Consider the following 20,944-nt stretch of genomic DNA (forward strand, 5'->3'; position numbering starts at 1 on the left):
AAGGGGGCGCCGGCACAACGACCGGCACCCCTCGCACTCAGGCGAGCCGGCGCACCTGCGCGCCGAGGTCGGCGAGCTTCTGCCCGAGACGCTCGTAGCCGCGGTCGAGATGGTAGATGCGCTCGATCACGGTCTCGCCTTCGGCAACCAGTCCGGCGATCACGAGGCTCGCCGACGCGCGCAGGTCGGTGGCCATCACGGTCGCGCCCTGCAGGCGCTCCACACCCTGCACCATCGCGGTGTTGCCATCGATGCGGATGTCCGCGCCGAGGCGCTGAAGCTCGACCGCGTGCATGAAGCGGTTCTCGAAGATCGTCTCGCGGATCACCGCGGCACCGTTCGCGACCGCGTTGATCGCCATGAACTGCGCCTGCATGTCGGTCGGGAAGGCCGGGTACGGCGACGTGCGGATGCTCACCGCGGTGAGGCGCTGCGGCGCCTTCAGGCGGATCGCGTCGCGCTCGGAGACGATGTCGCAGCCGGCGTCCATCAGCTTGTCGATGACGGCATCAAGATAGGCCGACGAGGTGCGCGTGAGGCGGATCTCGCCCCCCGTCACGGCCGCGGCGCACAGGTAGGTGCCGGTCTCGATGCGGTCCGGCATGATGCGGTGGGTCGTGCCCGACAGGCTCTCCACGCCGCGGATGCGGATCACGTCGGTGCCGGCGCCCGAGATGCGCGCCCCCATCGCGACCAGGCAGTTCGCCAGATCGACGACTTCGGGCTCGCGTGCGGCGTTCTCGATGACCGTCTCGCCGTCGGCGAGACAGGCCGCCATCATCAGGTTTTCGGTACCGGTCACGGTGACCATGTCGGTGAACAGGCGCGCGCCCTTGAGACGCGGCACCTTCGCGTGCACGTAGCCGTGCTCGACCGTGACCTGCGCGCCCATCGCCTGCAGGCCCTTGATGTGCTGATCCACCGGCCGCGCGCCGATCGCGCAGCCGCCGGGCAGGCTCACCTTCGCCTCGCCGCAGCGGGCGACCAGCGGGCCGAGCACAAGAATCGACGCCCGCATGGTCTTGACCATCTCGTAGGTCGCGACCGGGTTGTCGAGCTCCGAGGCGTCGAGCGTGACGGTATCGGCGTCATCACCGCTGCCGCGGCTGACCTTCACGCCCATCTGCGCAAGGAGCTTCAGCAGCGTGCCGATGTCGTTGAGCTGCGGCACGTTCGTGAACGTGACCGGCTCGCGCGTCAGCAGCGCCGCGCACAGGATGGGCAACGCCGCGTTCTTCGCGCCGGAAATGGCGGTCTCGCCCGTGAGGCGGGCGCCGCCTTCGATCAGAAGCTTGTCCATCGTGTCCCGCTCAGAAGCCCAAGTCGCTGCGGACTTCGGCCCACTTGGCGGGGGTGTAGGTCTGCAGCTGCAGCGCGTGGATCTCGTTGCCCATGAACTTGCCGAGCGTCGCGTACACCGCCTGGTGCTGACGCACCTTGGGCTTGCCGTCGAATTCGGCGCTAACGACGATGCCGGTGAAATGGACCCCGTCGTCGCCCTGGATCTCGACGAATTCGCAGGCCATACCCTGCTCGATGAGACGCTTGATTTCTGCAGCTTCAAACATTTTGACTACCCTCAAGCCCGCAGCTTGTAGCCCCGGGCGAGCATCGCCAGGGTCAGCACTGCGAGGAACACGAAACAGACACCCACGACCGCAAGGCTCAGCCACGGCGAAACGTCGGACTGACCGAAGAAGCCGTAGCGGAAGCCGTCGATCATGAAGAAGAACGGATTGATGTGCGAGACTTTCTGCCAGAATTCCGGCAGCGAGTGGATCGAGTAGAACACGCCGGACAGCATCGTCAGCGGCATGATCAGGAAATTCTGGAAGCCCGCGAGCTGATCGAACTTGTCCGCCCAGATGCCCGCGATGACACCCAGCGAGCCGAGGATCGCACCGCCCATCAGCCCGAACGCGAAGATCCACGCCGGCGCGGCCATCGGCAAATCGACGAACGGAATCGACACCAGCAGCACGCCGCAGCCGACGAAGAGCCCGCGCAGCATCGAGGCGATGACGTAGGCGGCATAGAACTCGCGGTAGGACAGCGGCGGCAGCAGCACGAAGATGATGTTGCCGGTGATCTTGCTCTGGATCAGCGACGACGAGCTGTTCGCGAACGAGTTCTGCAGCAGCGACATCATCACGAGACCCGGCACGAGGAAGGCCGTGTAGGCGACGTCGCCATACACCGTGACGTGCCGGTCGAGGACGTGCGAGAAGATCAGGAGATACAACAGCGCGTTGAGCACCGGCGCACCCACGGTCTGGAAGCTCACCTTCCAGAAGCGCAGCACTTCCTTGTACAGCAGGGTGCGGAACCCGGTCAGGCCGTCATGCACGATTCATGACCTCCACGAACACGCGCTCGAGGTCCGCTTCGCCCAGGCGCAGTTCGAGGATTTTCGCCCCCGCCTCGCGCAGCCGCGCGAGCAGCGGCTCGAGATCCTCGTAGCGATCGAGCGGGAAGTCGGCCCAGCCGCCGGCCGTGACCGCCCCGCCGAGCGCCGCGGCCACCTCGGGTTGCTCGAGGCGGACGCTGAGCGAGTGGCTCGCGAAACGCCGCAGCAGGTTCTCCGTGGTGTCCAGCGCGACGACCTTGCCGGATTTCAGCATCGCGATGCGACCGCACAGCGTCTCGGCCTCTTCGAGGTAGTGGGTCGTCAGCACGATGGTGTGGCCATCGCGATTGAGCTTGCGGATGAACTGCCACAGGCCCTGGCGCAGTTCGACGTCGACGCCGGCGGTCGGCTCGTCGAGCACGATCACCGGCGGGCGATGCACGAGCGCCTGCGCGACGAGCACGCGCCGCTTCATGCCGCCGGAGAGCGTGCGCATGTTGGCGCCGGCCTTGGCGGTCAGGTCGAGGTTCGCGAGGATCTCGTCGATCCAGTCGTCATTGTCGCGGATGCCGAAGTAGCCGGACTGGATGCGCAGCAGCTCGCGCACCGAGAAGAACGGGTCGAACACCAGTTCCTGTGGGACGACACCGAGGTTGCGCCGGGCGTTGCGGTAATCCGAGACGACGTTGCAGCCCATGACCTCGAAGATGCCGCCGTCCGGACGCACGAGCCCCGAGAGGGCCGAGATCAGCGTGGTTTTGCCCGCGCCGTTCGGTCCGAGCAGGCCGAAGAATTCGCCCTGCGCAACTTCGAGGTCGACGCCGGCGAGCGCCTGAAGCGAACCATAGCGCTTGGTCGCCGAAACGATCCGTATTGCAGGAGAAGTCATCGACGGCAGGAGGTCAGGCTTCGGCGGGCAACAGCTCGTCGACGCCATAGAGCGTCGCAAGGCTGAGCATCCCCGCCGGCATGCCGGTCTGGCGAACCTTGTGTCCGCTCGCGCGGGCAACGCGCATCCAGTCGAACAGCAGCGCCAGCGCCGAAGAATCCGCCGCGCTCACGGCGGACAGGTCGACGACGAGATCCTCGTCGCGCGCCACGGCACGGCCGCGCTCGATCCACTGCGCGGCAGTCGCCATCGTCAGCTCGCCCTCGATGGCGAGGACCTTGCCCGCGTCAGCGTTCATGAATGGGCCGGCGCCGCGAGGTCGCGGTTCTTCTGCTCGAGCGAGCGGATCAGTCCATCCACGCCGCCGGCGCGAATTTCCTGCGCGAAGGTGCCGCGATAGTTGGTCACGAGGCTCACCCCGGCGACGACCACATCGAAGACTTTCCAGCCCTCGGGCGTCTTTTCCAGCGTGTAGTCGATGTTGATCGGCTGCGCACCGGCCTGACGGACTTCGGTCTGCACGCGCACCGAGGTATCGGCTTCCGCGAACTTGGCGGGTTTGTAGCCGATGGTCTGGTCGCGGTACTGCGTCAGTGCGTTGGAGTAGGTGCGCACGAGCAGGGTGCGGAAGGCTTCGACGAGCTTGCCCTGCTGCTCCGGATTGGCCTGACGCCAGTCCTTGCCGACCGCCAGCATCGTCATGCGGCGGAAGTTGAAGTGCGGCAGGACCTTTTCCTCGACCAGGTCGATCACGCGGCGCGTGTCGCCGGACTGGATCGCCTTGTCCTTGCGCACGATCGTCAGGACGTCGTCACTGACTTCGCGCACGAGCGCATCGGGCCCCTTGAGCGCGTCGGCGGCGAGCGCCGGCAGCACCGAGAACATCAGGCACAGGGAAAGCAGGAACTTCTTCATCATCACTCCTCGGGGGACATCGGCGACCATGCGCGCGTCCCGGTTGTCCGTCATAAAGTTATTGCGCACCGGTTTCCGCGACCACATCGGCGTCATCCTGCTGCCGCCGGGCGCCGTTGAAATCGATCTCCTCGAGCGGCGGATTGCCGTCGAACACGCGGTAGCGGCGCTGCTGCAGGTAGAAGTCGCGCGCGTAGGCGTACTTGTCCAGAGTGCCTTCGTCGAGCGTCTTGTCGATGCCGAGCAGGTTGGCGCGCGCATGCACGAGGCGCAGCGCCGTGAGGCTGTTGCGCGTCGGGACGTCGCTGATGCCCCACACGTCGTCGCCGTACAGGTCGATCGGCAGGACCGCCGCGTCGCGGACGGTGCGCGGGCCGAAGAACGGCACGACGAAATACGCCCCTTCGCCCACACCCCACCAGCCCAGGGTCTGGCCGAAATCCTCGTCGTGCTTGGGCAGATCGAGCTCGCTGGCGACATCGAAGAGACCGAGGATGCCGACCGTCGAGTTGATCGCGAAGCGTAGCAGGTCGCTCAGGCCATCTGTGAATTTGCCCTGCAACAGGTTGTTGCCGCCGATCCACACGTCGCCGACGTTGCCGAAGAAGTTGCCGACACCGGTACGCAGCGGCAGCGGCGTGACCTTGTCGTAGGCCTTGGCAACGGGCTGGATCGCAGCCTCGTCCACCTTCTCGTTGAAGGTGAACATCGCGCGGTTGTAGCTTTCGAGCGGATCGTCCGGATTGGCGACACGCGCCGTGCAGGCGGTCAGCGCGAGGCAGGCGGACGCGACGGCGAATGCCTTGACGAATCTGGGGGACGTAGTTTTTTTCATTATGGGATTCAGATCATGCGCAACCGGCTCAGTTCGCGGGCGCCGAGCCTTCGGCAGCCTTGTCGAACATGAATTGGCCGATGAGCTTCTCCAGGACCACCGCGGACTGGGTGATCTGCAGCGCATCGCCCGTCTGCAGCATCGCCTCGTCGCCACCCGGCTCGAGCCCGACGTACTGCTCGCCGAGCAGGCCGGAGGTCAGGATGGTCGCGATCGTGTCGCGCGGGAACTGGTAACTCGCGTCGAGCGACAGGGACACGACGGCGCGATAGGTCTTGGGATCGAAGCGGATCTCCTTGACCCGCCCCACGACCACGCCTGCGCTCTTGACCGGCGCCCTCACCTTCAGGCCGCCGATGTTGTCGAACTGCCCGTTCACGACATAGGTTTCCCCGCCGTTCGCCGCGCCCAGGTTGCCGACCTTGAACGCGAGGAATATCAGCGCGGCCATGCCGATGATGACGAAGAAACCGACCCACAGGTCGAGCGTTGTACGCCTCATGACTGCCCTCGGAACATAAGAGATGTAAGCACGAAATCGAGCGCCAGGATCGCCAGCGCGGAGGTCACGACGGTGCGGGTGATCGCACGCGACAGCCCCTCGGCGGTCGGTGTGCAGTCGTAGCCCTCGAACACGGCGATCAGCGCGACGGTGGCGCCGAACACGAAGCTCTTGATCACGCCGTTCATGATGTCGAAGCGGAAGTCCACGGCCGCCTGCATCTGCGACCAGAACGCGCCGTTATCGACGCCGATGAACACGACGCCGATCAGCCAGCCGCCCAACACCCCCATCGCGGAGAACAGCGCCGCCAGCAGCGGCATCGAGATCACGCCGCCCCAGAAACGCGGCGCGACGACGCGGGCGATGGGATTGACCGCCATCATGTCCATCGCGTCGAGCTGCTCGGTGGTCTTCATCAGGCCGATCTCCGCGGTCACGGCGAGGCCGGCGCGGCTGGCGAAGAGGAGTCCGGCAACGACCGGGCCGAGCTCGCGCGTCAGCGACAGCGACACTAGCACGCCGAGCGCATCGCCCGAGCCGTAGCGCTGCAGCGTTTCGTAGCCCTGCAGGCCCAGCACCATGCCGACGAAAAGACCGGAAACGATGATGATCAGCAGCGAGAGCACCCCGCTGAAGTAGATCTCGCGCACCGTCAGGTGGATGCGCGTCAGCGATTGCCCCGAATGGCGCAGCAGCAGCATGAAGAAGCGCGCGGCAAAACCGATGCGCCACACGCCTTCGACCGCGGCCGCGCCGAGGCGCCGGATGAAGTTCAGCAGGCCGTTCACGCGGCCCTCCCGCCGATGAGGCTCTCGTCCAGCGCGTCGGCCGGGTAGTGGAAAGGCACGGGGCCGTCCGGCTCGGCGTGGATGAACTGGTACACCCAGGGATCCTTGGAGGCGCGCAGCTCGTCGGGCGTGCCTTCCGCGACGATGCCGCCCTCGGAGACGAAATAGATGTAATCGACGATCTGCAGCGACTCCATGATGTCGTGCGTCACCATGATCGTCGTCGCACCGAGCGCGTCGTTGAGCTTGCGGATCAGCTGGCCGATGACGCCGAGCGAGATCGGGTCGAGGCCGGCGAAGGGCTCGTCGTACATGATCAGCATCGGATCGAGCGCGATCGCCCGCGCCAGCGCGACGCGGCGCGCCATGCCGCCCGACAGCTCCGCCGGCATGAGGTCCGCCGCGCCGCGCAGCCCGACCGCGTTGAGCTTCATCAGCACCATGTCGCGAATCAGACCGAACGGCAGGTCGGTGTGTTCGCGCAGCGGGAAAGCGACGTTGTCGAACACCGACATGTCGGTGAATAGCGCCCCGAACTGGAACAGCATGCCCATGCGCCGGCGCATCTCGTAGAGCTCGGCAGTGTTCAGGGCCGAGACGTTGCGGCCGGCGACTTCGACGGTACCGGCCGTCGCACGCAGCTGTCCGCCGATCAGGCGCAACAGGGTGGTCTTGCCGCAACCGCTGCCGCCCATGATCGCAACGACCTTGCCCCGCGGCACCTTCAGGTTGACGCCGCGCAGGATCTCGCGCTCGCCATAGGCGAAGCGGACATCCTTCAGGCTCACCAGCAGATTGTCGGTTTCGGAAACCAAGTCGACGCCCCCTCGGGGATCCTCAAAACCTGTTAGTTTAGCAGACGGGCAGACATCAACAGCCACCGGCGCCGACCGGATGCGGAACGAATACACGAACACAGTGTTGCGCAGCAGGGCGCATCGGGGGCGCGGACGCCGGCAATGGCGCCGCTGCGGCTCACTTCCCCCGCAACAGCCGCCCTTCGGCCTGCTCCAGATCCGCGGGCACGCCCATCAGGACGACGACGTCGCCCGCCTGCATCAGCGTCTCCGCGCTCGGCGCGAGGCCGCGGATGTTGCGTCGGCGCACGGCCGACACGGTCACGCCGAACTCGTCGAGCGCCATCGCCCCCAGGGTACGGCCGACCGCGTGCGCACCGGCCGGCAGCGTCACCGGGTGCAGCCGCACCTGGCGCGACTCCGGGCCGTCCGCCGCATCCGAGGTACCGTGGAAGAATCCGCGCATGAGCGCATAGCGCTGGTTGCGCACGTCGCGGATGCGCCGCACGACACGATTGAGCGGCACACCGATGAGCGCGAGGGCGTGCGACGCGAGCATGATGCTGCCCTCGAAAGCCTCCGGCACGACTTCCGCGGCACCGCCCTGCGACAGACGATCCATGTCCTTCTCGTCGGCGGCGCGCGTGACGATGGGCAGGTCCGGCCGCAGCGCGAGCGCGCGATGCAGCACGCGCAGCGCCGCCTCGACCTCGCCGAAGGAGATCACCAGTGCGCTCGCGCGCATGATGCCGGCAGCCATCAGCGTCTCGTGGCGCGACGCGTCGCCGTAAACGACGGTATCGCCGGCCGCCGCGGCCTCGCGCACACGCTCGGGGTCGAGATCCAGCGCGACGTAGCTGACATTCTCCTGCTCGAGAAAGCGCGCCATGTACTGCCCGCTGCGCCCGTAGCCGCAGACGATGATGTGCTTGCTGGTGTTCATCGACTGCGCCGCGACGCGGGTCAGCTCCATCGAGCGCAGCAGCCATTCGGACGCGACGAAGCGCAGCACGATCCGGTCGCTGGCCTGCACGATCAGCGGCGCGAGCAGCATCGAGACGACCAGGGCAGCGACCGTGGTCTGCAGCAGCGCAGGCGGCATCAGGCCGAGGCCGTCGATCTGCGACACCAGCACGAAGCCGAATTCGCCCCCCGCGGACAACCACAGGCCGGTGCGCAGCGCCGTCCCGGCGGAGGAGCCGAAGGCGCGCGAGGCCGCGAACACGATCGCGCACTTCACGACCAGCAGCGCCGCGACCATGCCCAGCACCGCGAACAGGTGGCTCACGATCACATGGACATCGAGGAACATCCCGACCGTGACGAAAAAGAGCCCCAGCAGCACGTCGCGGAAGGGCTTGATGTCCTCCTCGACCTGGTAGCGGAACTCGGTTTCGGAAATCAGCATGCCGGCGAGAAAGGCCCCGAGGGCCAGCGACAGTCCGACGAGTTGCGAGAGCCACGCCAACCCCAGCGTAATCAGCAGCACATTGAGCATGAAGAGCTCGCCGGAGCGGCGACGCGCGACGATGGTGAACCATGCGCGCATCAGCCGCTGACCGAAACCGAGCACCAGCACCAGCAGAACGACGGCCTTCAGGGCCGCGATCCCGAGGGTTTCCGCCAGCGCCTCGGCCTGCTGCGACAGCGCCGGGATCAGGATCAGCAGCGGCACGACGGCGATGTCCTGGAACAGCAGCACGCCCATGGTCTCGCGTCCGTGCTTGCTGTCGAGCTCCATCCGGTCGGCAAGGAGTTTGGACAGGATCGCGGTCGATGACATCGCCAGCGTACTGCCCAGGGCGAGCCCCGCCCCCCAGCCGAACCCCAGGAGATGCCCCACCGGCATGACCACCGCAATGCAGCCGAAGACCTGGGCGGCGCCGAGTCCGAACACCGTCCGTTTCATCGCCAGCAGACGCGGCAGCGAGAACTCGAGCCCGATCGAGAACATCAGGAATACCACGCCGAACTCGGCGAGATGGCTCGCGCCCTCGGAGGCCGGCACCAGCTTCAGCGCATGCGGCCCCACGGCCGCCCCGACCAGCAGATAACCGAGCACGGGCGGCAGATTGAGGCTGCGGAAGATCGCCACCGTGACGACCGCAGCGGCCAGCAGGAGGAGGACCAACTCCAGGGTATTGAGCATCGGGCTCCGCGTTGTGCATCGGGTTCGGCAGACGGTTCGGGTATACTCGTCCGTCTTGGTGCGCCGCAGCGGCGTCCGATTATCGACGACTCATGCCCCGCCGCGCCATCTATAAAAGAAAAGTGTAACCGCTCCGAACGCCATGAACCCACCCCAGCCAAAATCCGCGCGGGAAGCCGGCGCCATCGCCCTGGCGCGGCGCGTGCTGCGCATCGAGGCGGATGCCGTCGTCGCCCTCGCGGACCGTCTCGGCGCCGAATTCGAGCAGGCGGTGGACCTGATCCTGCAGCGCCGCGGGCGCGTCATCGTTACCGGCATCGGCAAGTCGGGCCACATCGGGCGCAAGCTCGCGGCCACCCTCGCCAGCACCGGCACCCCGGCCTATTTCGTGCATGCGGCGGAAGCCGCCCATGGCGACCTCGGCATGATCACGCCCGAAGACATCGTGATCGCGCTGTCGAACTCGGGCGCGAGCGAGGAAGTGCTCACCATCGTGCCCCTGGTCAAGCGCCAGGGGGCGAAGCTCATCTCGATCACCGGCAGGCCGGAATCGCCGCTCGCGCGCGAGGCCGATGTGCATCTGGACGCGGCCGTGGCCGAGGAAGCCTGTCCGCTGAACCTCGCCCCGACGGCGAGCACGACGGCGGCGCTCGCACTCGGCGATGCCCTTGCGGTGGCGTTGCTCGATGCGCGCGGCTTCGGTGCGGACGATTTCGCGCGTTCGCATCCGGGCGGCAGCCTGGGGCGCCGCCTGCTGACCCACGTCAGCGACGTGATGCGCCCGAGCGAACGCGTGCCGCAGGTGTCCGAAGACGCCTCGATGATGGCCGCGTTGATCGAGATGTCGCGCGGCGGCATGGGCATGACCGCCGTGGTCGGCGCCGATGGCCGCCCGATCGGCATCTTCACCGACGGCGACCTGCGCCGGGCGCTGGAACGCGGCTGCGACGCGCGCAGCGCGACGATCGCCGCGGTAATGACGCACAACCCGCGCAGCATCGGCCCGGACGCACTCGCAGCGGCCGCCGCCGAGATGATGGAACGGCAGCGCATCAACCAGCTGTTGGTGGTGGACCATCAGGGCGCCCTCGCCGGCGCCTTGACGACCCACGACCTCATGCTGGCGAAGGTGATCTGATGCGTACCTCCCTGCCCGCCCGTCTGCGCACGACCTGCACCGTCTGACGCCCCAGCCGTGAAACCGTCCATCCAGCAACTCTACCCCCTCGCCGGCCTGATCATCGTGGCCGGCGCCTCGCTGTGGCTGGAGCGGGTCACCACCGGCGACGAGGCCCGCCCGTCGTCGCAGACGCGCCTGGAGCCCGACTTCGTCGCCGAACGGACGCGCCTCATCGCCTTCGACCGCGACGGTCGCCAGCACTACGAACTGCTCGCGGACAAGATCACACACCACCCGCAGACGGATGCCACGGCGCTCGAGCGCCCCCGCCTGCGCTACGAGGTCGACGGGCGCGAACTGCACCTCAGCTCGGAACAGGGCGAAGTGCTCCGCCAGGGCGACGAAGTGCGTCTGACCGGCGACGTGCGCGCGCGGCGCGATGCGGCGCAGGGCAGCCCCGAAATGACGCTCGCGTCCGCCTCGCTCACGATCTGGCCCGACGAGGAACGTGCCGCGACGTCCGACCCGGTCGCGATCACCCAGGGCGCGAGCACGGCCCACGCGAACGGCATGAAGTCCGACAACATCTTCGGCACCCTGGAACTCATCGGCAACGCGCGCGTGCAAATCCCGCGCACCAACCGGAACCCACCATGATGCGCACTTCCCTCCCCGCCCTGCTGGCGCTCGCTCTCGGACTGCTGTCGCAACCCGTACTCGCCGAGCGCGCCGACCGTGACCAGCCCGTCAACATCGAAGCCAACCGCGTCACCGTCGATGACCGCAACAAGGTCCACGTCTTCGAAGGCGATGTCGTCCTGACCCAGGGCACCCTGGTGATCAAGGGCGCGAAGCTGGTCGTGACCCAGGGTCCGGACGGCTTCCAGTCCGGCGTCGCGACCGGCAGCGAGAAACGGCTCGCGACCTTCCGCCAGAAGCGCGAAGGCAGCACCGAATACGTCGAAGGCGAAGCCGAGCGCATCGAGTACGACAGCCGCGCCGAACGGGCGCGCCTGTTCAACCAGGCCCACGTGAAGTCGGGCGCCGACGAAGTGCGCGGCCACTACATCGAATACGACTCGCTGAGCGAGAACTATCTGGTCACCAACCAGCCCGGCAAGACCGAGACGCGCGCAGCCGGCGACGGGCGCGTCCGCGCGGTGATCCAGCCCAAGAATTCCGGCACCGAGAAGACCCACTGACCGCTTCACCCTGCTACGGAGGAGACTGCATGGAGTACAGCAACATCATCGTCGAAACGCGCGGACGGGTCGGCCTGATCACGCTTAATCGCCCGAAGGCGATGAACGCCCTCAACGACCAGCTGATCGATGAAGTGGGCCACGCGCTCGACGGTTTCGAGAAGAACGAGGAAATCGGCGCGATCGTCATCACCGGCTCGGAAAAGGCGTTCGCCGCAGGCGCGGACATCGGCGCGATGGCGAACTACTCGCACATGGACGCCTACAAGGGCGACTACATCACGCGCAACTGGGAGCGCCTGAAGAGCTGCCGCAAACCGATCATCGCGGCGGTCGCCGGCTTCGCGCTGGGCGGCGGGTGCGAGCTGGCGATGATGTGCGACATGATCTTCGCCGCCGACACCGCGAAATTCGGCCAGCCCGAGGTCAAGCTGGGCGTCCTGCCCGGCGCGGGCGGCACGCAGCGCCTGCCGCGCGCGATCGGCAAGGCGAAGGCGATGGACATGTGCCTCACCTCCCGCATGATGGACGCCGCCGAGGCCGAACGTGCCGGCCTGGTTGCCCGCATCGTTCCCGCCGATCGCCTCGTCGACGAGGCGATCGAGGCCGCCACGGTCATCGCCGGCTTCTCGCTGCCGGTCATCATGATGATCAAGGAATCGGTCAACCGTGCCTTCGAAAGCAGCCTCAGCGAAGGCCTGCTGTTCGAACGCCGCACCTTCCATTCGGCCTTCGGCCTGGAAGACCAGAAGGAAGGCATGGCCGCTTTCATCGAGAAGCGCAAGCCCGACTTCAAGCATCGCTGATGCTTCTTGCGCCGCCGCAATCCTGCGGCGGCGCCCTCTCCATGTAATTTTCGTGTAATCTTCGCGGCGCATGCTGCGTAGCGGCATTGATGCCAATGGCAAATGACCGCGATCTGCCCATCGGCATTTGTTTCACAGTGAAACAAAATAAAAACAGCTACATAGGGCAGCACGCGGCATCCGGGTAATTTGTAAGAATTTTTTTGTGCGCCGCACAAAAGCGCTTGACAGCCGGTGGCACACACCTATAATCAGATCAATGTTGCGACGCACCAAGCACTCAGGCAGTTGCGAAGCAAACCGAATCCAAACGTAACCTTCATCAGGAGATGAAAATGTTTGCAACCCCCGAGCAATTCGCCGCCGCCAACAAAGCCAACGTCGAGACCCTGCTGACCCTGGCCAACAATGCCTTCGCCAGCGCCGAGCGTTTCGCCGCCCTGAACCTGAACACCGCCCGTTCGATCCTCGAAGACGGCCTGGCCAACTCCAAGGCCCTGCTCGGCGCCAAGGACGCCCAGGAATTCCTGGGCCTGCAGGCCTCGCTGGTGCAGCCGCTGGTCGAGAAGGCCGTGGCCTACAACCGTAGCGTCTATGAGATCGCTTCGCAGGGTCAGGAAGAAGTCTCGAAGCTGGTCGAAGCCCAGATCGCCGAGCTGAACAAGAGCCTGGCCGCTGCCCTCGACAAGGCTGCCAAGTCGGCTCCGGCCGGTTCGGACGTCGCCGTCGCCGCCGTCAAGTCGGCCATCGCCGCCGCCAACAGCGCCTACGACAGCGTCAGCAAGGCTGCCAAGCAAGTCGCCGAGATCGCCGAAGCGAACGTCGCTGCCGCGACCAACGCCACCGTCAAGGCCGTGAGCGCCACTGCCAAGACCGCGTCGAAGAAGGCTGCCTGATCGCCGTCTGATCGAATCGACGCGCCGGCCCCGCCAGGGGCGGGCGCGGCAACAAAAAGCCCCGCAGAGCAATCTGCGGGGCTTTTTGCTTTACGGCAGAAATCGTACGGGCGGGGTTCCGAGCGACCGCGAACCATCACGCCGACAATCAACTACAACCGTTCGCCCTTAGCCTATCGGGCAGCGGCAGGGCTTCGACAGGCTCAGCCCGAACGGTATTTGGTTGCCGGACTAACAACTCCCCGCCTAGCCGGCGACCTTGGCGCCTGGAGCTGCGCCGCCCTCTGCCTCCTCGTCCTCGTCCTTCTCCTCCTCGATCGACAGGCTCAACTCGGCGGCCGCAGAGGTCTTTGGCTGGCCGCGCTCGGCCTTCAGCTTGATCTGCAGGCGCAGCTCGTTGGTCGAGTCGGCGTTGCGGATTGCCTCCTCGTAGCTGATTGATCCGGCGTCGTAGAGGTCGAACAGCGCCTGGTCGAAGGTACACATGCCCAGTTCGCGCGACTTCGCCATGATCTCCTTGATCGACTGGAACTGCCCCTTGAAGATCATCTCCGCGATCGTCGGCGTGTTGAGCAGGATCTCGATCGCCGCCTTGCGCCCCTTGCCGTCCTCGGTGCGGATCAGGCGCTGCGATACGATCGCGCGCAGGTTCGACGACAGATCCATGAGCAACTGGTTGCGCCGTTCCTCGGGGAAGAAGTTCACGATCCGGTCGATGGTCTGGTTCGCGTTGTTCGCGTGCAGCGTGCCCAGGCACAGGTGGCCCGTCTCCGCGAAGGCAATCGCGTGCTCCATCGTCTCGCGGTCGCGGATCTCGCCGATCAGGATCACGTCGGGGGCCTGGCGCAGCGTGTTCTTCAACGCATGTTCCCACGAATGCGTATCGACGCCGACCTCGCGGTGCGTGACGAGACACTGCTTGTTGCGATGGACGTACTCGACCGGATCCTCGACGGTGATGATGTGCCCGGGGGCGGTGCTGTTGCGGTGATCGATCATCGCCGCGAGCGTCGTCGACTTGCCCGAACCGGTACCGCCCACGACCAGCACGAGGCCGCGCTTGGTCATGATGATATCCTTGAGCACCTCCGGCAGCCCGAGCCTGGCGAGCGTGGGGATCTCGGACGCGATCGTGCGGATGACCATGCCGGAGTTCTGCTGCTGGACGAAGACATTCACGCGGAAGCGGCACACGCCGGGAATGGCGATCGCGAAATTGCACTCCATCTCGGCCTCGAACTCGGCACGCTGGCGCTCGTTCATCAGGCTCAGGGCCAGCGAGCGCGTGATGTCGGGCGTCAGCCGCTGCTGGCTGAGCGCTTTCATCGTGCCATGCGCCTTCACGGTCGGCGGAAAATCCACCGAGATGAACAGGTCGGACCCGTCCATCTGGTGCATCGCATTGAGCAGCCTGTGCATGTAGGCGCGGGCTTCTTCTATGCCCAGGGCGGACGACATAAGGATTCCTTCAGGAGGCAGGCCCGGCGTCAATTCACCCGCCGGTCCGGTTCGAACACGAAAAATGGAATTTTAGGGCATCGCCGCCGGGACCGGATACGGTGCCGCCACCCGAAGCCGGTCGGGCGGCAATCAGGAAGCGGGCACGACCGGCGCTTCGGCCGGCAGGGCGATCTCGTAATACATGCGTTCGCGCGTGAGACGGCCACCCAAGCTGGCGATACGCCGCCGCACCACGTCGAAGCGGCTGTCCTCGAACCGGACATGCTCCTTGCATACACCGGGATAGGCCTTGCATTCGCTGGTGATGCGGATCAGCAGCTCCGCCCCGCTGGCCATGGTCTCGACGACGATGGTGCCCCCCTTCCCGCCCGGACCGGCGGGACATTCCGTGCAGGCCTGCAGCAGGTTCATCAACACCTCGTTGAGGTAGTCGGGGATCACCGAGACCGCGGGCAGATCGGCGCCGCCCTTGAATTCGAGCCGGATCGACCGGAAACGCCGGTCGAAGCCGAGGAAATCGAGGATCGACTTGACCATCACGTTGATATCGACGAGTTCGTGCGATTCGCGCCGCGCCGCTGCGAATTCCGAGATCTGTCGGGTCATCCCGGCGATGCGGCGGGTCTGCTCGAGGATCAGCGCCGGCTGGCAGCTTTCGCAGCCGTTGCGCTGCTTGTTCAACTGGATCTCCTGCGCGAGCATCGAGATCGTCGCCAGCGGATTGCCGACCTCGTGGGCGACGTTCGCGGCCATCGTCGCGAGGGCCGCCATCTTCTCGTGATGCCAGCGCTCCTCGCGTTCCGCCGCGCGCTCCTGTGCCGCCGCCTGCGCGTCGATGATGCGCTGGCCGATGCGCACGATTGCCCACAGCGCGCCATAGAGGACGACCAGGGTGCCGCCCACGATCAGAAGAAAGACTTCCGAGCTGGCGCTCACCTTGTCCTCGTTTTCGGCCAGGGTCCGCTCCAGCTCCTCCTGGTTCGCGCGCGCGAGCCCGCCGAGCTCGGCCGAAACGGCCTGGATGCGCCCGAGGAAGGACGTGACGTCGGAATAGATCTCGAACACCCCCACGACACGGTCGCTGCCGCGCTCGCGCACGGGAATGTAGCTCGAAATGAGGTCGCGGTTCTCGACCACGCCCTCGAAGGCGCTGAAGCGCTCGCGGTGGGTGACCTCGCTGGCAGGCACACCGGCCGCCGCGTTCTTCCAGCCCTGGTTGTCCGCCTTGTCCTCGCCGATCTGTGTGTGCTCCGACGAATAGATCGTGATGCCGCGCAGGTCGAAAACCTTGATCTTGAACACGCTGCTCGCCTGCATCGTCTCATACGCCTTGGCGTCGAGCTCGGCAAAGCCCGGCAGCCCCATGATCGTCCGGCCCAGCTCCGCAAAGCATGCGCGCCGCGGATCGGGACCGCCCGCCGCGGGCGCGGGCAGGCTGCGGCAGGGAGCGGCAGAAATGGCCTGCGCACGCGCGGCAAACGGCGCGATGTGGGAGTCCCACAACACATTGCCGACCACGCGCGTGAGCGTGACATGGCTGGCTTCGTGCAGGGAGATCAGGCTCGCACGCGCGGCCTGGTCCTGCTTGGCGGCCAGATTTTTCTGCGCACGGGCGAAGAAATCCCCCTGCTCGCGCTGGACCTGGGCGAAAAACGTGATCTCGCCGCGTTGCAGGAAATACAGCACGACGGCGACGGTCACGAACGCGACGAGGCTTGCGAGCGTGAAATAGCGCATCAGGCGGAAATGTCGGACGGCGTCGCGCGCCTGCTGCTCCGCCGGCTGCGACGAGAGCCTGCCACGACGATCCATCATCTGCATTTCCTCCGCCCCTTCCATTCCACGCTCCGCGCCCCGGGGGGCGGCTTGCGGGACGACCGAAGCCGCCCGGTTCACTCCGCCTCTTCGACCTCGCCGGAAACGGCTCCGGTGGTGTCGTGCCCGCTTCGGTAGTGGTGCGGGAACAGGCGGCGCATCTCGCCTTCGATCCATGCCGCAGAGCGGCGATTGACCTCGGCGGCATCCAGCCCCGTCGGATCGATCACCGGTCCGATGCTGACGGTGATCTCGCCGGGATACTTGAGGAAGGCGTCGCGTCCCCAGAATTCCCCGGCATTATGCGCCACGGGCACGACGGGCACACCCGCCTGCTGCGCGAGCGCGGCCCCGCCCGCCTTGTAACGGCGCTTGGCGCCGGGCGCGGTACGGGTGCCCTCCGGGAACACCGCGACCCAGTAGCCTTCCGATAGCCGGGCCCGCCCCTGCTCGACGACCTGGGCGAGCGCGTCCTTGCCCGCGGCGCGGTCGATCGCGATGCCGGGAATCGCCGCAAGCCCCCAGCCGAAGAACGGCACCTTGAGCAGTTCGCGTTTCAGCACGAAGCACAGCGGCGGGAAGATCACCTGCAGGGCCATCGTCTCCCACGCCGACTGGTGCTTGGACAGGATCACGGACGGCACGGAGGGGATGTTCTCGCGCCCGATGACCTTGTAGCGGATGCCCAGAATGCGCGGGATGAACCACATCATCAGCGGCGCCCAGGCCGTGACGATGCGATGTCGCGTGCGCGGCGACAGGGGATAGGCGAGGATGCCGAACAACGCGAACGGCGGCGTGAAAATCGCCAGGACGATGGCGAACAGCAGGGAGCGCAGGACGACCACGGTATCCTTCAGGCGGTGAGATCGGCGACCACGGCCGCGAGATCGGGGTAGATGAGCGTGCCTTCGGGCAGCGCGGGATCGTCGCGCGTCTTCATGCCCTTGCCGGTGAGGACGAGGTAGGGCTTGCAGCCGACCGCGACGCCCGCCTGCAGGTCGCGCAGGCTGTCGCCGACCGCGGGCACGCGGTCGAGATTCACGTTGAAGCGCTCGGCGATCTGCAGGAACAGGCCCGGCTTGGGCTTGCGGCAGTCGCAGGTGGAGTCGGCCGGATGCGGGCAGAAGAAGATCGCGTCGAGCCGACCGCCGGCCTGGGCGAGGCTCTTCACCATCTTCTCGTTGATCGCATTGAGGGTGTCCATGCCGAAGAGCCCGCGCCCGACGCCCGACTGGTTCGACGCGACGACGACCCGCCAGCCCCACTGGTTGAGGCGCGCGATCGCTTCGAGCGAGCCGGGGATCGGCTTCCACTCGTCGGGCGACTTGATGAACTGGTCGGAGTCGTAGTTGATGACGCCGTCGCGGTCCAGGATGATGAGTTTCTGCGGCATGAACAGCCCCCGTCAGGCGGACAGGCGCGACAAGTCGGCGACCTGGTTCATCAGGCCGGCGAGCTGGCGCAGCAGCGCGAGCCGGTTCTGGCGCGTCATGGGTTCCTCGGCCATCACCATGACCTCGTCGAAGAAGGTATCGACCGCCGCGCGCAGGCCCGCGAGCACGCACAGCGCATCGGTGTAGTCCTCGTTGCCCATGTGCGAACGCACCAGCGGCGCGACCTCGATGACGCGGTGGAACAGCGCCTTCTCGGCCTCTTCCTGCAGCAGCGCAACCTCCGGCTCGGGCAGTTCGCCTTCGACCTTCTTGAGGATGTTGACGATGCGCTTGTTCGCGGCAGCGAGCGCCTCGGCTTCGGGCAGGGCGCGGAAGGTGCGCACCGCGTCGAGCTTGGCGGGGACGAGGTCCATGCGCGTGGGACGTAGCGCGAGCACCGCATCGACGACGTCGACCGCGTGGCCGGCGTCGCGCAGCAGGTTCTTCAGGCGCTCGAACATGAAGTCGAGGAGCTGCGCCTCGAAGCCGGCCGCGGTCAGCAGGCCCGGCTTGAAGCCGGCGGCCGCGTCCGAGACCAGTTCGGCCAGGTCGAGCGGCAGCGGCGTTTCGATCAGGATGCGCAGCACGCCCAGCGCGGCGCGGCGCAGGCCGAAGGGATCCTTGTCGCCGGTCGGCAGCTGGCCGATGCCGAAGAAGCCGACCAGCGCATCGAGCTTGTCGGCAAGCGCGACCGCGCAGGCGACGTTGCCCGCGGGCAGCGCATCGCCGGCGAAGCGCGGCTGGTAGTGCGACTGGATCGCGTCGGCGATGACTTCGCCTTCGTTGTCATTGAGCGCGTAGTAGCGCCCCATGATGCCCTGCAGCTCGGGGAATTCGCCGACCATGTCGGTGACGAGGTCGGCCTTCGCGAGGCGCGCGGCGCGGGCGGCGGCGGCGGCGTCACCATGCAGGCGCGCGGCGATGCGGCTCGCGAGGCGCTCGAGGCGTTCGACACGCTCGAGCTGGCTGCCGAGCTTGTTGTGATAGACGACCGGGCCGAGGCGCGGCAGCCGGCTGTCGAGGGTGTGCTTGCGGTCCTGCTCGAAGAAGAAGCGCGCATCCGACAGGCGCGGGCGCACCACGCGCTGGTTGCCCTTGATGATGTTGGAGGCGTCCTCGAGGCGCATGTTCGACACGATCAGGAAGCGGTTGCGCAGCTTGCCGGCCGCATCGAACAGCGGGAAGTACTTCTGGTTCGCGCGCATCGTCAGGATCAGGCATTCCTGCGGCACGGCGAGGAATTCGGCTTCGAATTCGCCAACGTACACGGTCGGATGCTCGACCAGCGCGGTGACCTCGTCGAGGAGGTCGGCGTACTCGTCCAGGCTGGAGCCTTCGCGTGCTGCGGTCGCGAGGAGCTGGCGCTCGATCTCGGCGCGGCGCTCGGCGAAGTCCGGCATCACCTTGCCTTCGGCGAGCAGCGTCGGTTCGTAGGCGTCGGCAGTCGCGAGCGCGATGTCACCGCGGCTCATGAAGCGGTGGCCGCGCGTGACGCGGTCGGAGTCGAGGTCGAGCACGCGGCCCGGCACGACACGGTCGCCGTGCAGCATCGAGAGCTTGTGCACGGGACGCACGAACTGCGCATCGCCCGCGCCCCAGCGCATCAGCTTGGGGATCGGCAGCGCCTTGACGGCGTCCTGGACGATCTCGGCGAGCACCGCGTCGAGCGCGGCGCCGTCCTCGTTACGGGTGTAGAACAGCGCTTCGGCCTTGCCATCCATGCGGCGCTCGAAGCGCGCGACCGCCTCGGCCGGGATGCCCTTGGCTTCGAGCTTCTTCAGCAGCGCCGGGGTCGGGCGGCCTTCGGCGTCGAGGGCGACCTGCACCGGCATGATCTTCTCGGTGACTTCGCGCGCCGGGGCGGCGACGCGCACCTGCGGCACGGTGATCGCGAGGCGGCGCGGAGCGGCGAACCAGCGGAAGCCGCGGTCTTCGGCGACGAGGTCGCGCGCCTTGAGGCCATCGAAGATCTTCGCGGCAAAGGTTTCACCGAGGCGCGGCAGGGCCTTGGGCGGGAGTTCTTCGGTGAGCAGTTCGACGAGCAGGGAGGCGGTCATCATGCGGCCTCCGTCTTGTTTGCAGCGTTGTTGAGCATCGGGAAGCCCAGGCTCTCGCGGGAGTCGTAATAGGCCTGCGCGACAGCGCGCGACAGGTTGCGGATGCGGCCGATGTAGGCGGCGCGCTCGGTGACGGAGATGGCACCGCGGGCGTCGAGCATGTTGAAGCTGTGCGCGGCCTTCAGCACCATCTCGTAGGCGGGCAGCGCGAGGCCGATTTCGATCAGGCGCTTCGCTTCGGATTCGCAGTTGCCGAACAGCGAGAAGAAGAAGTCGACGTTGGCGTGCTCGAAGTTGTAGGTCGACTGCTCGACTTCGTTCTGGTGGAAAACGTCGCCGTAGGTCACTTTGCGACCGTCGGGGTAGACCGCCCAGACGAGGTCATAGACGTTCTCGACGCCCTGCAGGTACATCGCGAGGCGCTCGAGGCCGTAGGTGATCTCGCCCAGCACCGGCTTGCAGTCGAGGCCGCCGACCTGCTGGAAGTAGGTGAATTGCGTGACTTCCATGCCGTCGAGCCACACTTCCCAGCCGAGGCCCCAAGCGCCGAGCGTGGGGTTTTCCCAGTCGTCCTCGACGAAGCGTACGTCGTGCGCGTTGGTGTCGATGCCCAGCGCGCGCAGCGAGTCGAGGTAGAGCTCCTGGATGTTCAGCGGCGAGGGCTTGAGCACGACCTGGAACTGGTAGTAGTGCTGCAGGCGATTGGGGTTCTCGCCGTAGCGGCCGTCCTTGGGGCGGCGCGAGGGCTGGACGTAGGCGGCGTTCCACGGCTCGGGGCCGATCGCGCGCAGGAAGGTCGCGGTGTGCGAGGTGCCGGCGCCGACTTCGAGGTCGTAGGGCTGCAGCAGCACGCAGCCGCGATCGCCCCAGAATTGCTGGAGCGTCAGGATGACTTGCTGGAAGGTGGGTTTGTGCAGGGACATGGT

Annotated in this window: 22 protein-coding genes; 5 read left to right on the forward strand and 17 right to left on the reverse strand. The window is 66.6% G+C overall.

Annotated elements, in window-relative coordinates; genetic code table 11:
* Positions 1–37: 37 nt before the first annotated feature.
* The 11 genes from murA to BW991_RS08545 form a co-directional block, all read right to left on the reverse strand.
* Positions 38–1,300, reverse strand: coding sequence for a UDP-N-acetylglucosamine 1-carboxyvinyltransferase (gene murA, locus BW991_RS08495; protein ID WP_076601645.1), 1,263 nt, complete (start codon positions 1,298–1,300; stop codon positions 38–40).
* 10 nt (positions 1,301–1,310) lie between these two features.
* A complete protein-coding gene (locus tag BW991_RS08500) occupies positions 1,311–1,568 on the reverse strand; it encodes a BolA family protein (protein ID WP_076601646.1) in 258 nt (85 codons plus the stop codon).
* Positions 1,569–1,579: 11 nt separating this feature from the next.
* Entirely contained in the window at positions 1,580–2,347 is a 768-nt protein-coding gene (locus BW991_RS08505; RefSeq protein WP_076601647.1) for an ABC transporter permease, read from the reverse strand.
* Positions 2,340–3,236 (reverse strand): ABC transporter ATP-binding protein, encoded by an 897-nt coding sequence (locus BW991_RS08510; RefSeq protein ID WP_076601648.1) that lies wholly within the window; start codon positions 3,234–3,236, stop codon positions 2,340–2,342. Before BW991_RS08510 ends, BW991_RS08505 begins: the two co-directional genes overlap by 8 nt.
* Before the next feature lie 13 nt (positions 3,237–3,249).
* Positions 3,250–3,534: an STAS domain-containing protein gene (locus tag BW991_RS08515; RefSeq protein ID WP_076601649.1), complete on the reverse strand. Its 285-nt coding sequence runs from the start codon at positions 3,532–3,534 to the stop codon at positions 3,250–3,252.
* Complete coding sequence (locus BW991_RS08520) at positions 3,531–4,151, reverse strand: MlaC/ttg2D family ABC transporter substrate-binding protein (protein WP_076601705.1); 621 nt, start codon at positions 4,149–4,151, stop codon at positions 3,531–3,533. Before BW991_RS08520 ends, BW991_RS08515 begins: the two co-directional genes overlap by 4 nt.
* Before the next feature lie 58 nt (positions 4,152–4,209).
* A complete protein-coding gene (locus tag BW991_RS08525) occupies positions 4,210–4,986 on the reverse strand; it encodes an MlaA family lipoprotein (protein WP_076601650.1) in 777 nt (258 codons plus the stop codon).
* Between the two features lie 28 nt (positions 4,987–5,014).
* Entirely contained in the window at positions 5,015–5,488 is a 474-nt protein-coding gene (gene mlaD, locus BW991_RS08530; RefSeq protein ID WP_076601651.1) for an outer membrane lipid asymmetry maintenance protein MlaD, read from the reverse strand.
* Complete coding sequence (gene mlaE / locus BW991_RS08535) at positions 5,485–6,279, reverse strand: lipid asymmetry maintenance ABC transporter permease subunit MlaE (protein WP_076601652.1); 795 nt, start codon at positions 6,277–6,279, stop codon at positions 5,485–5,487. The genes mlaD and mlaE overlap by 4 nt, the downstream gene beginning before the upstream one ends.
* Complete coding sequence (locus tag BW991_RS08540; protein ID WP_076601653.1) at positions 6,276–7,094, reverse strand: ABC transporter ATP-binding protein; 819 nt, start codon at positions 7,092–7,094, stop codon at positions 6,276–6,278. Before BW991_RS08540 ends, mlaE begins: the two co-directional genes overlap by 4 nt.
* 160 nt (positions 7,095–7,254) lie before the next feature.
* Positions 7,255–9,225, reverse strand: a complete 1,971-nt coding sequence (locus tag BW991_RS08545; protein WP_076601654.1) for a monovalent cation:proton antiporter family protein — start codon at positions 9,223–9,225, stop codon at positions 7,255–7,257.
* Positions 9,226–9,367: 142 nt separating this feature from the next.
* Here BW991_RS08545 and BW991_RS08550 point away from each other — a divergent pair, with 142 nt between their 5' ends.
* The 5 genes from BW991_RS08550 (at position 9,368) to BW991_RS08570 (ending at position 13,249) form a co-directional block, all read left to right on the forward strand.
* Complete coding sequence (locus BW991_RS08550) at positions 9,368–10,363, forward strand: KpsF/GutQ family sugar-phosphate isomerase (RefSeq protein ID WP_076601655.1); 996 nt, start codon at positions 9,368–9,370, stop codon at positions 10,361–10,363.
* A gap of 57 nt (positions 10,364–10,420) precedes the next feature.
* On the forward strand, positions 10,421–11,002 hold the full coding sequence (lptC, locus tag BW991_RS08555) for an LPS export ABC transporter periplasmic protein LptC (RefSeq protein ID WP_076601656.1): 582 nt from the start codon (positions 10,421–10,423) through the stop codon (positions 11,000–11,002).
* Positions 10,999–11,547, forward strand: a complete 549-nt coding sequence (gene lptA, locus BW991_RS08560) for a lipopolysaccharide transport periplasmic protein LptA (protein WP_425290206.1) — start codon at positions 10,999–11,001, stop codon at positions 11,545–11,547. Before lptC ends, lptA begins: the two co-directional genes overlap by 4 nt.
* Positions 11,548–11,576: 29 nt before the next feature.
* Positions 11,577–12,353, forward strand: a complete 777-nt coding sequence (locus BW991_RS08565) for an enoyl-CoA hydratase (protein ID WP_076601657.1) — start codon at positions 11,577–11,579, stop codon at positions 12,351–12,353.
* Positions 12,354–12,682: 329 nt separating this feature from the next.
* Entirely contained in the window at positions 12,683–13,249 is a 567-nt protein-coding gene (locus tag BW991_RS08570) for a phasin family protein (RefSeq protein WP_076601658.1), read from the forward strand.
* 246 nt (positions 13,250–13,495) lie between these two features.
* Here the strand turns inward: BW991_RS08570 and BW991_RS08575 are convergent, their stop codons facing one another.
* From BW991_RS08575 to glyQ, 6 genes are all read right to left on the reverse strand, one after another.
* Positions 13,496–14,707, reverse strand: coding sequence for a PilT/PilU family type 4a pilus ATPase (locus BW991_RS08575; protein WP_076601659.1), 1,212 nt, complete (start codon positions 14,705–14,707; stop codon positions 13,496–13,498).
* Between the two features lie 132 nt (positions 14,708–14,839).
* Positions 14,840–16,525, reverse strand: coding sequence for a sensor histidine kinase (locus BW991_RS08580; protein WP_244551645.1), 1,686 nt, complete (start codon positions 16,523–16,525; stop codon positions 14,840–14,842).
* A 77-nt stretch (positions 16,526–16,602) separates the two neighbouring features.
* The gene (locus BW991_RS08585; protein ID WP_076601661.1) at positions 16,603–17,373 is read right to left on the reverse strand and encodes a lysophospholipid acyltransferase family protein; all 771 of its coding nucleotides are present in this window, start codon (positions 17,371–17,373) and stop codon (positions 16,603–16,605) included.
* Between the two features lie 8 nt (positions 17,374–17,381).
* Complete coding sequence (gene gmhB / locus BW991_RS08590; protein WP_076601662.1) at positions 17,382–17,921, reverse strand: D-glycero-beta-D-manno-heptose 1,7-bisphosphate 7-phosphatase; 540 nt, start codon at positions 17,919–17,921, stop codon at positions 17,382–17,384.
* 12 nt (positions 17,922–17,933) lie between these two features.
* Positions 17,934–20,021, reverse strand: a complete 2,088-nt coding sequence (gene glyS / locus BW991_RS08595; RefSeq protein ID WP_076601663.1) for a glycine--tRNA ligase subunit beta — start codon at positions 20,019–20,021, stop codon at positions 17,934–17,936.
* On the reverse strand, positions 20,018–20,941 hold the full coding sequence (gene glyQ / locus BW991_RS08600) for a glycine--tRNA ligase subunit alpha (RefSeq protein WP_076601664.1): 924 nt from the start codon (positions 20,939–20,941) through the stop codon (positions 20,018–20,020). Before glyQ ends, glyS begins: the two co-directional genes overlap by 4 nt.
* Positions 20,942–20,944 lie beyond the last annotated feature (3 nt).

Source organism: Aromatoleum tolulyticum (assembly GCF_900156155.1).
GTDB classification, from domain to species: Bacteria; Pseudomonadota; Gammaproteobacteria; order Burkholderiales; family Rhodocyclaceae; genus Aromatoleum; species Aromatoleum tolulyticum.